This is a genomic window from Croceibacterium mercuriale (assembly GCF_000802385.1).
GTDB lineage: Bacteria > Pseudomonadota > Alphaproteobacteria > Sphingomonadales > Sphingomonadaceae > Croceibacterium > Croceibacterium mercuriale.
In genome coordinates this window covers 17073-30117 of sequence record NZ_JTDN01000004.1, presented here as the reverse complement: position 1 = coordinate 30117, position 13045 = coordinate 17073, and the positions used below count along the sequence as shown (strand labels likewise).

Sequence of the window (13045 nt, the reverse complement as noted above, 5' to 3'; positions counted from 1 at the left end):
CCCGCCACCTCGCCACCCGGCCGCACGATCGCCCGTGCGGGCCGGATGGCGCCGATCCTCGCTCTTACAGCACGATCGGCTGCGGCTCGCTGGTGGCGGCGTCCGCCGGCAGTTCCACCTTCACCGTGCGCAGCAGGCCGGGCAGCGCGCCGCCGATCTTGCCCAAGCCCGTCGCCTGCATTCCCAGCAGGCTGGCGGCGGAGCGGAACTGGCCGATGCGGGTCAGCAATTGCGGGTTGCCGCCGATCCCTTCCACCATGCCGGGCGCGCGCTCGGCCAACATGACGTTGCGCGCGACGCCGATGGCCAGATTGCCCAGCGCCACCGCCATCAGCTGCTTCTGCTGGTCATTGCCCGCCTCGTAGGCGGCGGTGAGCTCGGCGCCGACATCCTCCCGGCTGTTCAGCACTTCCAGGCTGGAGGCCAGCGTGGCCTTGTGCGCGTCCAGCTCGCCCACGGTTTGCGCGCCCTGCAACTGCTCGATCTTGATCCGGGCGCCGGCCAGGTCGCCGTGGTTCTCCAGCATCTGCGAGAGGACCAGGGCGGAGATCATGATATTCTTGGTCGATCGCGCCGCATCGGTCAGGAACGCCTCTCCATCGGCATTGGACACTCCGGCGGCGGCGCCGCCGCCCAGCACCCGGCGCGCCAACCCGCCGAACTGCGCCGCCGCCGGCACCGGCGCGGTTGCCGTGACCAGCACCGCGGCCGCCACGATCACGCTTGCAAACTTCTTCATCGACCTAAACCCCCTTGTTGTATTGAAACTCAATCGCCCAGCGACAGCCCGCCCGCCGCCTTCAACGCCAGCGGCAGCACCTGTTCCACCAGGTCGAACTGCAGCATGGCGCTAACCGCTTCGGCCGGTGCGTCGGCCGGCATGCGCGACGGGGTCAGCAGCGATTGCAGCCCCCCACCCGCCAGCTTGGCGCCGGCGATCGTGCCGCCGCCGAACAGCGTGTAGCCCACCGTCAGGTCGTATCCGCCCGCCGCCGCCGGCACGATGCCGATCACCGGGGTGAAGCACTCCTGCGGGTCGCGCGCGGTGGCGGCGGGAAAGTCCTTCCATTCGCCGAACTCCACGCCAAGCCCGGCGAGCCGGGCCGGCAGGTCGCCGTCGAACAACGCCACACCCGCGCCGCCGGCAAAGCCCAGTTCGGCCGCCATCGGCCAGGCGGTCATCGCCACGCCGCCGCGCGTGTCCAGCGCCAGCGCGCCATCGGCACCCCGGCACCGCATCAGCGCGCGCCGCGACCGCAGCGGCGGGCCGCCACGCAGCGTCGGCACTAGGTCGCCCCGGCGCAAACCCACCTGCCCCAACCCGGCTTGGGCGGCGCGGATGCCGGCCGGCTCCGCCGCCAGCGTGCGGATATCACCCACCGGCACCAGCACATCGCGCCGCCCGTCGATCCCGCTCACCCGCCGCAGCACCGGCATCTGCGCGCCCAGCGGCAGCACCCCGCCCGGATCCGCGATCAGCGGCGCATCGCCGCCATCTGCCAGTTCGACAAAGCCAGTCTCGGGTCGAAAGGCGCCGATCCGGTCGGCCAGGTCGTTCAGCGCGTTGCGTACCGCGGTGTCGCGCCGCTGCTGCACCGAATGGCGCATGTCACCCGCCACCTCGTCCGTTATGCGGCCGGTACCGTGGAACGCGCCCACGATGCGCCCGCTGCGGTCAGCCAGCGTGGCGAAGGCATGCGCCTCGTGACGCTCGATCATGACGCCGGGCACATTGCTGGCAAAGGCGGCGGAAGGCAGCGCCACGATCTGCAGCGTGGCGATAAAATCGGGCAGGCTGCGCGCCGGCGCGGGCGGCGCCTGCGCCTCCTCCAGCGCCAGTGTGCGCAGACGGCTGAAGGCTGGGTTGACCGGCACGGGCATATACTGTCCGCCGCGGGCCAGCTCCTCCCCGAAGATCTGCTGGAGGTAAGGAATGGCATAGCCCGGCGGGACGGCGGCGATCACCGGCAGCACGGCAGGCCGCGCCAGGCTGGTCGCAGGGCTGGCCGCGCGCCGGCTCAGCACCTCGCCGATCTCGGGCCGGGACAGCACGGTGCGCACCGCGGCATAGTCCGGCCCGACCCAGGTGACCCGGCCATCGGTGCCGATGCTGTCGCCCACGCGAAGGCCGCGATCGCGCCCGCCATCGATGATCAGCGCATCCTCCGCCCGGCCGATCACCCGCATCTGCTGCACCCAGGGTTGCCAGGTGGCGGCGGCGTCCGCCACCAGCCGCTGCATCGTGGCGTCGAGCTGGTCCGGCAGGCGGGCGGCGATCTCCCCCGCCACCGCCTCGGGCGCCCAGGTTCCTTGAGCGATTTCCGACCGGGTGTGGCTGAACACCACCTCCCCAGTGGCGCCGTCCGTCACATCCAGCGTCAGGGTCAGCGGCAGATAGCCATCGGTGCCGACCGGCTTGTCCACCCGCCACATCTGCGCGCGCGACAACCGCAACGATGCGACTAGCGTATGCGCCAGCCGCGCGGCCACCGTGGCATCAAGCGGCAGGCTTTCGGCGAAGCGCCCCTCCACCTGCGGGAAATGAGCGGCCATCGCTTCCGCGAAGCGCGCGCCGACCCGCTGCCGCGCGCCCTCGTCCAGCAGCGAACAGAAGGCGGGATCGATCGTGGCGGTCACCAGCCCTTCGGCCTGGTCCTCCGCCGTCGCGGCGCAGGCGCTGCGCTCCAGCCCGTAAAGGCCCGGCGCCGCCCAGATGTGCGGCGCGTCCTGCGCCCGTGCCGCGCCCGCCGGCGGTAGCAACGCCGCCGCGCCCGCCGCCAGCAGCCACCCGTGACCCCGCATCCGTATCAGCAGCCGCCGACGCACAGCAGCAGGCTGCGCCCGTCCACCCGCGGCACCAGCCCGGCAAAGGCGGGCTTGCCGCGCAACCGCTGCCCCAGTGCCAGCTGCAGCGGCAGGCCGCCGGCATATTGCACGGTGAAGCGCATCTCCGTGTCGTCCTGCGACACGAAGCTCTGCCCGCTGACCCCATCAATCGCGCCCAGCGCCTCCAGCATGTCCAGCTGCATGTCCATGTCCAGCGCAGGCGCGCGCAGCACCAGCGTGTAATTGGCCAGCTGCCCGGTATCCTGCCCGCGCGCGACCCTGCCGACCGTGCGCCAGTGGCGCTGGATCGCCGGGCCCATCTGCGTCGCCGCCTGTCCGGCCAGCGCGACCGACAGCTTGTTGCCGCAATCTTCCGGGCTGATCCCGTTCATGGTGCTGGTGACCTGCGCATTGCCCAGATTGCGTCCGTCCGCCGTGGCGAAGGCGCCGGCATCCAGCGATCCCGAACACACCGCGCTGCCCGTCGCCGGGTCGCGGCCTACATGGGTGACGGCGAACTGCCCGCCCATGAAGAATGGTGCCGCCAGGCTACCCAGGAACGGCTGGTAACGCGCATCCTGCGTCAGCTGGGCAAAGGTCGGCACGCCATCCAGAAAATAGCTCGCCAGCACCGGCCCGCTCTGCGTGGTGGCCACGTCATACCGGCCCAGCGCACCCGACAGCGCGTTCATGATCGCGCGGCCATTAGCGGTCTGGGGCGGGCGCTGGTACACCACATGTTCGCGGTAACTGACATCGTCATGCACCTCCGCCGCGACATCGTTCTGCGCGACATAGGAATGCGACCCGCTGGCCGCGCTGCTCGACCGGCTGGCGCTGGCGCTGGCATTGCGTGCGCTACTGGCACTGGCGGAGCGCCCGCTATAGCCGCCAGCCGCGCTGCCGCTGCTGCGCCCGGCGGCGGCACCGCCATATCCGTCGGACATGCCGACGGCCGACGACCCTTGCACCCGGTACGCACCTGAACCGGAACTGCTGGCCGCATCCGACCGGCGAGACGATGTGGCGGAGGCGGAGCGGGACGACGCGGCCTGTGCGTAGCGACTGCTTTCGCGCACGCTCGACTGGTCGGAATACGACCCGCCGGTGCGCCGGTCATATTCCACCAGCGTTTCCGCCGGCTGCGAAAAATCGCTGGCGGTGCCGCCCACCTCGTCCAGCATGACCAGGATCAGGCTGCGATTGTTGTCCGCCACCAGAGACGAATTGCCAATCCCGAAATCGCTCAGCTGCCCGGTGAACCAGCCGCCATCCACATCGGCCTGGACTGTCAGCACATAGGTCTCGCCCTCGCGCGCGCTGGCATGGTCCACGATCATGTCAGGCCGGATCTGCCCGGCCATCGCCTCGATCGTGGCAGGATCCACCTCCGCCAGCCGGTCGGCCCCGATCGAGCCGCGCAGCAGCGCGACCACGATCTGCCGCCGCGCCTCGGATAGGGCGGCGGCGTGGACGCTGTCGGTGTCGCGGGTGATCGGCGCCCGCCCGGTGCCGCTGACCTGCTCCGCCATCGCCGGCGTGGCGACGATCGCCATCAGCAGCGCGTCCGCCGCCAGACGCCCGACCAGCCGCCGCACATTTCCAGAATCCCTCATGCTTACCCCCTTGCACGATCCGCCAACCCCCGCTGGCGGATCAGAATCGCGTCCTCAGTTCCACATCGCCCGCCCGGATGATCTCGCCATCCTCACCCCCAAGAATCTCCACCCGGTCCGATCCGGAACCGGCGGCAAGATGCTCGGTAAAGGGCATCGGCCCGGCATTGTCCCGCGGCGGCGGCACGGCCGGCTCGGTCAACGCAGCGGGCGCCGCGGTCGCGCCCGGCGCACCGGGCTGCGCGGCATATTGCCGGGCCAGTTCGGCGAATTCGGGTGCGGCGCGCAGCGTGGCGAAGGCCGGATCGGCCAGCGCCTGCGCCGGATGTTCCAGCCCGCGCGCCAGCGCGGCGGCCAGCGCGGTCAGTGCGTGGTCGTCATTGCCCATCAGCGCCTCTGCCCGCGCCTGTTCGAACCGGGGGCGCGGATCATTCGGATATTCGCGCACCACTTCGCGCGCCTGCTGCAGCGCCTGGCCGTAATTGCGCTCGGCCACGCTGGCGCGCAGCTGCGTCAGCGCCGCCTCTGGTGCCACGTCGCCCCCGTTCGTCGAACAGCCACTCACGGCCAGCAACGCGGCCATCATCATCAAGAAAGAACGACGCATCTGCCCCCCGACAAGCGATCCGATCATTGTGCCCCTACGGCGGGCCCATCAACAACCCGTTACTTGGGACGGGACAGCGATTTGTTTGGCAGTTGACCGCCGGCAACAAGCGAGGAGACGGTTTTACAATCACTTACCAGTATCTCACAAATATCAGCCATGGAATTATGCCCCGTTTCAGCACAGCATGGCGCGTCCCGGCGGACGAACGGGCCCAGGCTCGCACCCTTGCCCCCCTGAACCTTCTTCTATACCTTATGGCTGGAAAACCTTCAGGACCGCCTCATATGCCCGATCTGCATTCAATCGCCAACCAGATCGGGGATCTTGCATCATCCGGCGAACGGATGATCGAACGGCTGCGCAAGCGCGCCTTTCTGCCTGAAAGCCGCAAGGGGCTGAACGTAAGGTTTGGCATTGCCGAAGCGGCGCAATTGCTGGGGTGTTCCACCAACCGCATCCGCATGGCGGAGGAAGATGGGCGGCTGCCCCCTGCCCCCGCATCGGAGAACGGCCGGCGCACCGGATACAGCGTGGACGACCTGCAGAACATGCGGAGCGTCCTCAACGCCTCCCCCGCCCGCGCGCCGCTGGACAATCCGGCGATCGTCGCAGTACAGAACTTCAAGGGGGGCGTGGGCAAGTCTACGGTGACCACCCACCTCGCGCACTATTTCGGGGTGCAGGGTTATCGCGTGCTGGTGGTCGATTGCGACAGCCAGGCGACCACCACCACGCTGTTCGGCTTCAACCCGCATTTCAACATCACGCGGGAGGAGACGCTCTACCCCTACCTCTCGATCGACCCGACGCAGGCCGACCTGCTGTATGCGGTGAAGCGGACGCCGTGGCCCAATGTGGACCTGATCCCGTCTAACCTGGAGCTGTTCGACGTGGAGTACGAGCTCGCCGCCGCCGGCAGTGACGGGCAGAGCGTGCTGGCCGCCCGCTTCCGCAAGCTGAAGCAAGGCTTGCAGGACTTGGCCAAGGATTATGACATCGTGATCCTGGATCCGCCGCCGGCACTGGGCACGATCAGCCTGGCGGTGATGCAGGCGGCCAATGCGCTGCTGGTGCCGCTGGCGGCGACCACGCCCGATTTCTGTTCCACCGTGCAGTTCCTGTCGATGATGGACCAGGTGCTGGAACAGCTGGTGGATGCAGGAATAACAGTGGATTACAGCTGGGTGCGGCTGATCTGTTCCAAGTTCAACGCCAACGATCCCAGCCACGACATGGTCCGCGCGATCATGGAGCAGAGCTTCGGCCCGGCGCTGCTACCGGTGCCGATTCTCGATTCCGCAGAGATCAGCCATGCCGCGCTGCGCATGATGACGGTCTACGAGCTGGAGAAACCCATCGGCACTCCGAGAACGCACAAGCGCTGCCGCGCCAATCTGGACGAGGCGCTCGGGCAGATCGAGCAGCTGGTCCGCACCGGCTGGGGCCGGGTGGAGCGGGTTGACGAGGAGCTGCTGGTCAATGGCTGAGCGCCCTGCCCTGCCCGTCACGTCCGCGATGTTTCCCCGGGGAAACAACAGTTGGAGTGCCGACCCGGCATGTTTCCCCGGGGAAACATCGATCGGTCACGAAACACTTTCCTACAGTCCCTTGTTCGCCCTAGCGGGCGCGCCGCAACGGCGAAGGAACCCGCACCATGGCGCGTAAGCAGAAGGATTACCTGGCTGGCCTGCTGGCCGATGACGAGCCGGCGACCACCCCCGCCCCGCCCGCACCCGGGCCCGAATACAAGAGCGCCGATGCCGCAGGCGCCGTGCAGGAAGACGATCGCCCGCATGACGATGCGCCCTCCCCGACCCGCCGCGACCGGCGTAGCGGCACCACCCTGCTGGCGCGCGAAAGCGCCCTCGCCCGGATCAGCAGTGGCGAGGTGCGGCAGGTCACGCAGTTGCTGCTGGACCCGGCACGGGTGCGCATCTGGCCGGGAAATGCCCGGTCTTACCAACACCTTACGGAGGCCAGCTGCCGCGAACTGATCGACTCCATCATCGCCGAGGGGGGCCAGAAGGTGCCCGCCGTGGTGCGCCGGGTGGAGGATGATCCGGCCCATGATTACGAGGTGATCGCCGGCACGCGGCGTCACTGGTCGATCAGCTGGCTGCGCAAGCATTCCTATCCCGATATGGCGCTGCTGGCCCAGGTGCAGCAGATCGACGACGAGTCTGCCTTCCGCCTGGCTGACCTCGAAAATCGGGCCCGGGCCGATGTGTCGGACCTGGAACGGGCGCGCAACTATGCCGCCGCGCTGGCCGATCATTACGACAACCACCAGACCCGCATGGCCGAACGGCTGCGCCTGTCCAAGGGGTGGCTGTCCAAGATGCTGCGCGTCGCCGCCCTGCCCGCCATGGTGGTGGATGCCTTTGCCAGCCCGGCGGAGATCCAGCTGAAGCCCGCCTATCCGCTGACACAGGCGCTGGAAGGGCCGCATCGTAGCGCCATTCTGAAGGCGGCCACGGCCTTGAACCGCGAACAGCGCGCCCGCCGCGGTGCCGGCCAGCCCGCCATCCCGGCTGCCGACGTGATCGCCCGCCTGCTGAAGGCCGGCCGCGACACGGCGGAGCGTTTGGACGAGGTGGTGATCGACGGCGCGCATGGCCGGCCGGCTGTGACGGTCGCGGGAACGACCCGCCAGGGCGTGACCTTGCGCCTGCATTCCGGCCATGGATTGTCGGACGAGCAATTGCTGGACAAGGTTGGCGCCGCGCTCGGCAGGTTGCAGCGGCAGGGCCGCGGGCTGCAGCGGTGATCGGCGCCCTGCCCTGCCCGGACCCGTCGATGTTTTCCCGGGGAAACATGGCGCGACCGTCACCCTTCCCGTCGCCCCTGCGCAGGCAGGGGCCTATCTGCCCTGCCCGGCAGGCCGTTCAATTGTACCAGTGTTTCCCCGGGGAAACATCGCGATGACCAGCTCCTCCATCCCCCGCCCTGCCCGCTCGGCCGAGCAGTTCGACATGTTCCTGCCCTATCTGGCGGACATGCCGCTGCGCGACCAGCGCGAGATGATGGAGCGGCCGTTCTTCAGCCTGGCCAAGTCGAAACGGGTCAAGCCGATCGACTATACCAGCCCCGACGGCAAGCTTTGGGTTCATGTCAGCGCCAATCCTGATTATGGCATGGCGACGATCTGGGATGCCGACATCCTGATCTGGTGTGCCAGCCAGCTGGCCGACATGGCCCGGCGCGGCGTGAACGACGTGCCGCGCACGCTGCACCTGATGCCCTACGACCTGCTGCGCGCCATCGGTCGCCCGACCACGGGCCGCGCCTACGAACTGCTGGGCCAGTCGCTCGACCGGCTGGTGTCCACCACCATCAAGACCAATATCCGCGCGGAGAACCGGCGGGAGGCGACCTTCAGCTGGCTGGATGGCTGGACGCAGCTGGTGGACGAGAAGACCGAGCGCAGCCGGGGCATGACGATCGAGCTGTCGAACTGGTTCTGGGAAGGCGTGATGATGAAGGGCGGGGTGCTCAGCATCGACCGAGCCTATTTCGACATCACCGGCGGGCGCGAACGCTGGCTGTACCGCGTGGCGCGCAAGCATGCCGGCGGGGCCGGGGAGGGTGGCTTTGCCATCTCCATGCCCGTGCTGTTCGAGAAGTCGGGCGCGGAGGGGCAATATCGCCGCTTCAAGTTCGAGATGCTGAAGCTGGCGGAAAAGAACGCGCTGCCAGGCTATGCCTTGAGCGTGGAGGCGGCGGCGCGCGGCGGCGAGCCGCTGCTGCGCATGACCCGCGTCGATGGCAAGGACGGGGCCGAGCGGCGCCTAGTGGTGGAGCGTGCGCCGGACAGCGCCGGGCAGGGCGGCGATGTTTCCCCGGGGAAACACGCGCCCGCGCCCGAGCTGCTCGACGCCTCGGCCCTGATCCGCGGCGCGGTCAGCGGCCTGGCGGACAAGGCGCATCGCGGGCACATGGAGGAGGGCACCATCGCGACCTTGCGCGAAACTTGCCCCGGCTGGGACCTCTACGCCTTGCATGCCGAGTTCGAACGCTGGGTTGATGCCGACCCTGCGCGCCTGCCCGCAAACTGGCAGAAAGCCTTCATCGGCTGGGTGAAACGGCACCATGCCAAGCACGGGCAGACCGTGCGCTAGCCGCATCCGCCTGTGCTGAAATGCTCGGCGCCGTTCCCGAAGTGTCGCGTCCTGATCGTGCCGGCGCAGGGAGCTTGTGGACAAACGGCCGGTCTGAACCTTTTCACCGGACAGCCCGTTGGAACTGATTCAAAGTCGGCGGCCAGATCGGGCCGGCAGCCCCCTGTTCGATCTATCGGGAACGGGCAGCGTCACAACCGGAACGTGCACCCGACCTTTCGGGAACGCAGCCATCGACCTTTCGCGAACGCAAGGCCGATCCTTCGGGAACGCGGCACAGGCGGTGGCGGCGGGGTCTAACTGTTCTAACTACCCCTTTAACCCGTCTAACCAAGAGACGAAGTCGCTTTGCTGGGGTGAATGGGGGAAGGGCGCTTACCCCTGGGGCACATCCAGGAACACCCGGTACAACCCGGCCGCATCGCGCAGGTACAGCGTCACCGTGCCGCCCGGTGCATCGGGCAGGGTGATCCAGTATAGCGCGGCGATCTCGGCACCGATCACCGCCGCGTCGAACCCCGGCTGCCAGGCACTATCCCGCATGCGATAGTGCCGCAGGCGGTGGCCGCCGGCCGGCTCCGCCTCGGCAACCATCATGCTGCTGGCGAAGGCGCTGCACAGCGGCCCGGCTTCCGGCGGTCGGCCCAGATCCTGCGCGCAGGTCTTGGGCGTCAGGCGGTACGATTCGGGCAGGGCGCGCAAGGTGTAGGGCCGGCTGACGCGTTCGCTGAAGCCGAACGGCACGGCGAAGCCGAACGGGTTGTTCTCGACATATTGCCGCGTCTCGGTGCCATCGGTCACGATCAGATGCTGCAGCCAGCGCGTATCCAGCGCGAAGCCGCAGGGCAGCGTCAACCGCGCCGCCTCGCGCAAGCGGGCGCCGTCCAGCGTGGGGGTGACCAAGGCGGCGACATGGCGGGAGACGGCACCGCTCACTTCCGCATGGATCAGCCCGTCATTGCTGCAACGCGCAGCCACGGTCGGCAGGGCTGGGGGCCTATCGACACCGGGCGCAGCGCAGGCGCCGGCCAGCAGCGGCAGGAGGGCAGTGGCGAGCAGGAAGCGTGGTGGCATGGTGAGGTCCCAGTCTGTCTGACGGGTGCCAGGATCGGGCCGGGCAGTGATCGCACAATCACCCAGGCACGCGCCAGCGCGCCTGTCCGGCGGGTAACAAATTGCCACCTTTCACCCCACGGGGAGATGTGGCGATGGCACAATCGGTGAAGCTGGGCGACGACATCATGAGCACGGTGCGGCGGGAATCCGAGTTGCAGAGCCGGTCCGTCGCCGGGCAGATCACGCATTGGCTCAGGATCGGCCGCGCGATCGAACGGTCAGGCCGCTACGACCAGGCACGCATCAATGCCGCGCTGGCGGGCGAGCTGGAAAGCGGCGTGCTGTCCGACGAGGAGCATGATGTCTGGCTGGACAGCTTCGTCGAGCGGATGGGCAAAGCCGGGCCGGAGGAGGAGCGCTTCTTTGGCGGATGGCGGCGGTTGGGGCAAGTGGTTGGCAATTGAAGCCGCTGCTATTTTCTCTCGAGCAGCGGCTTCAGATTGTACAGCCAGTAGTTTGTTACGTGATTGCTGGCTTATGCTCTGCCATAAGTACGTCTCGAGCAACGCTCCCGACAAAATTTGTCAAAGCGTAGTTCGCCCCTGCGCTAATTACTACGCCGATTCCGAAGGGGATGACTCGCATCGCTGCCTTTTTTGTAAAGGTGATGCCAAGCTGCTTAAATAACTGTTTGATGGTCTGAAGAGTCGCCCCTTTCAAGGCATTCCCAACAACCTTTGCTGCCGCTTTTGCAGCAGCTTGCGAGCCAGCCCCGGACGCGACTTGCTCCAGCGAACCCGCTACAGCGATGTAAAACGTCATATGACGTGCATCTTCGTCGGTGACCTCATTGTTTATTGCCATGCACAGGCACATTGTCATATCGACCTGAAGCTTCATGCACGTCACAATATCAGCGAAACCGCCGCCTAAAGCAGCAACGGCTGTGCCAACCCCGGGAATGACACCAGCGAGGCTTGTGGTGGCTCCCGATCCTGCAGCCAGTTTCGCATACCTGCTGATGATCTTGTCAATGACAGCGTCATTGACTTCCTTTGTCGTAGGATTCGGATTTGAAGAGGAAATCTGACCCTTGTATCTGGCTACCAATTCCCTGGCTGAGTCAGGCGAGATAGCTACCGCTTGTACAGCTGAAAGAATTAGAGAGCCATCTTCCTGCTTGTCGATATCCGACACGTATTTCTCCATTCCATAAAAACACTATAGCTCGAGGTGTCGGCAGTTATGGTTTGTGTGATCCAAGTAAATCAGCGTCGTCTCAAGTAGATATAGATGCAGGTAATCTGAGACGGGGACAAGACGGATTGTTCAATGAGGCAGGAGGCTTGACCGATCCTGTCGTAGCAGGGCCATACAATGGCGGGTCCAATGTTGAAGGAAGGGAGCGGGTGAATGGCGGTGGTGCTGGCGGTGATCGTGGCGAGCGTGCTGGTCCTGCTGTTCATGGGCCTGATGATCGCGCTGCTCGTGTGGGTGCTGATGGCGTTCGCGGTGGTCGGCGCGGTGGTGCTGGCGGCGATTGCCGGCGGGATGCTTGCCGGTGCGCTGGGGGCCGAGGGGCCGGCGGTGGCGCTGGGCGCTATGGCCGGCGCAGGCGCGGCAATGCTGGGGTTGCGGACGGCCTGGCGCCGGCGAGAGGCGCGCAAGCTGGCCACGGGCGGGATCATCGAAGGCCGGGCGCGCATGCTGGAACCTGAACCCGAGGTGGAGGAGCCCGCCGGCTTCCCCCAAGTCGGCGCCGCGTGGGAGCAGGCGCTGCGCCTGGCGCCGGGTCGGCGGGCGGAGCTGCGGCGAGCACGGACCGCTTGTGCGCGGCTGCTGGTGCTGGCGCAGACGACCCATCATGACGATCTGCCGCTGGTGACGGTCCAGGTGCCGGCGCTGGTGGCGCAATATGACGCGCTGATCGCCGATGCCGGCAGCCGGGCGGAGGCGCGCGACCTTGCCGCCCGTATGGTGGACCTGCTGGCCGGCATCGGCGACCGGGCGGCCGGGATCGTGGAGCAGGAGCGAGCGGGCCGGATGGAAGCGCTGATGGTGCGCGAACTGCATGTGGCGCGCCGGCTGGGGCGCAACGATCGGGGGAGGGCAGGGCTGTGACCCCACCGCTTCATGGCTCCGACGATCCGCCGCATCCCGAGCGGCTGAAGGACAAGCAGCGGGCCTTGCGCGACAGCTTCCCGCTGCCGCTGACCTTGCGCGTGCACCGGGCGCTCAGCTGGTTGCGGCGTGCGGAGGCCAGCGGGGAGGATGGCGATGTGCGCTTCATCCTGCTGTGGATCGGCTTCAACGCCGCCTATGCCGCCGATCTGGACCGCGCGCTGGAGGAGGAGGGCGGTGCCACGGGCGAACGGGATCAGTTCCGGGCGTTCTTCGCCGCCTTGCTGCGGATGGATGCAACGCACCGGATCTACGATTTGATCTGGACCCGCTTTCCGCACGAGATCCGCCTGCTGCTGGACAATCGTTATGTCTTCGGGCCGTTCTGGCGGCACCATAATGGCAAGGCGGGCTTCGCCGACTGGGAGAAGCGGTTCGCGGCCGGGCAGGCGGCGGTGCGCTACGCTTTGAAGGGTCATGACACGCTAACGCTGCTGCAGATCCTCTTCGACCGGCTGTATGTGCTGCGCAACCAGCTCGTCCATGGCGGCGCCACCTGGAACAGCGCCGCCAATCGCGCGCAGGTGCGCGACGGAGCGGCGCTGCTGGGCTGCCTGCTGCCGGTGTTCGTCGACCTGATGATGGACCATCCGGGCGAGGATTGGGCGATGCGGAACTATCCGGTAGTGGAGGATTAG

12 protein-coding genes are annotated in these 13045 nt (G+C 67.5%); 6 read left to right on the top strand and 6 right to left on the bottom strand.

Annotated elements, in window-relative coordinates; translation table 11 throughout:
• Positions 1-64 precede the first annotated feature (64 nt).
• From PK98_RS15375 to PK98_RS16150, 4 genes are read right to left on the bottom strand one after another with little or no spacing between them, the layout of a single operon-like run.
• Positions 65-739, bottom strand: coding sequence for a hypothetical protein (locus PK98_RS15375; protein WP_039097947.1), 675 nt, complete (start codon positions 737-739; stop codon positions 65-67).
• A gap of 29 nt (positions 740-768) precedes the next feature.
• Entirely contained in the window at positions 769-2802 is a 2034-nt protein-coding gene (locus tag PK98_RS15370; RefSeq protein ID WP_152608765.1) for a hypothetical protein, read from the bottom strand.
• Positions 2803-2807: 5 nt separating this feature from the next.
• Positions 2808-4442 (bottom strand): hypothetical protein, encoded by a 1635-nt coding sequence (locus PK98_RS15365; RefSeq protein ID WP_039097946.1) that lies wholly within the window; start codon positions 4440-4442, stop codon positions 2808-2810.
• Between the two features lie 40 nt (positions 4443-4482).
• Entirely contained in the window at positions 4483-5049 is a 567-nt protein-coding gene (locus PK98_RS16150) for a TPR end-of-group domain-containing protein (protein ID WP_152608764.1), read from the bottom strand.
• Positions 5050-5345: 296 nt separating this feature from the next.
• Here PK98_RS16150 and PK98_RS15355 point away from each other — a divergent pair, with 296 nt between their 5' ends.
• From PK98_RS15355 to PK98_RS15345, 3 genes are all read left to right on the top strand, one after another.
• Positions 5346-6539 (top strand): AAA family ATPase, encoded by a 1194-nt coding sequence (locus PK98_RS15355; protein ID WP_039097976.1) that lies wholly within the window; start codon positions 5346-5348, stop codon positions 6537-6539.
• Positions 6540-6706: 167 nt separating this feature from the next.
• Positions 6707-7819 carry a ParB/RepB/Spo0J family partition protein gene (locus PK98_RS15350; protein WP_039097945.1) on the top strand — a complete coding sequence of 371 codons (1113 nt, stop codon included), beginning with the start codon at positions 6707-6709 and terminating at the stop codon, positions 7817-7819.
• A gap of 154 nt (positions 7820-7973) precedes the next feature.
• Positions 7974-9170, top strand: a complete 1197-nt coding sequence (locus PK98_RS15345) for a replication initiator protein A (protein ID WP_039097944.1) — start codon at positions 7974-7976, stop codon at positions 9168-9170.
• 375 nt (positions 9171-9545) lie between these two features.
• On the opposite strand, the gene PK98_RS15340 is transcribed toward PK98_RS15345, so the two are convergent.
• The gene (locus PK98_RS15340; protein ID WP_039097943.1) at positions 9546-10244 is read right to left on the bottom strand and encodes a hypothetical protein; all 699 of its coding nucleotides are present in this window, start codon (positions 10242-10244) and stop codon (positions 9546-9548) included.
• Positions 10245-10378: 134 nt separating this feature from the next.
• Here PK98_RS15340 and PK98_RS15335 point away from each other — a divergent pair, with 134 nt between their 5' ends.
• Entirely contained in the window at positions 10379-10690 is a 312-nt protein-coding gene (locus PK98_RS15335) for a TA system antitoxin ParD family protein (protein WP_052208927.1), read from the top strand.
• A 55-nt stretch (positions 10691-10745) separates the two neighbouring features.
• Here the strand turns inward: PK98_RS15335 and PK98_RS15330 are convergent, their stop codons facing one another.
• Positions 10746-11423 carry a hypothetical protein gene (locus tag PK98_RS15330; protein ID WP_200885074.1) on the bottom strand — a complete coding sequence of 226 codons (678 nt, stop codon included), beginning with the start codon at positions 11421-11423 and terminating at the stop codon, positions 10746-10748.
• Positions 11424-11639: 216 nt separating this feature from the next.
• On the opposite strand from PK98_RS15330, the gene PK98_RS15325 reads away from it, so the two are divergent.
• Together PK98_RS15325 and PK98_RS15320 are read left to right on the top strand one after the other, a co-directional pair.
• Positions 11640-12347 carry a hypothetical protein gene (locus PK98_RS15325; RefSeq protein WP_039097941.1) on the top strand — a complete coding sequence of 236 codons (708 nt, stop codon included), beginning with the start codon at positions 11640-11642 and terminating at the stop codon, positions 12345-12347.
• Entirely contained in the window at positions 12344-13045 is a 702-nt protein-coding gene (locus tag PK98_RS15320; RefSeq protein WP_039097940.1) for a HEPN domain-containing protein, read from the top strand. The genes PK98_RS15325 and PK98_RS15320 overlap by 4 nt, the downstream gene beginning before the upstream one ends.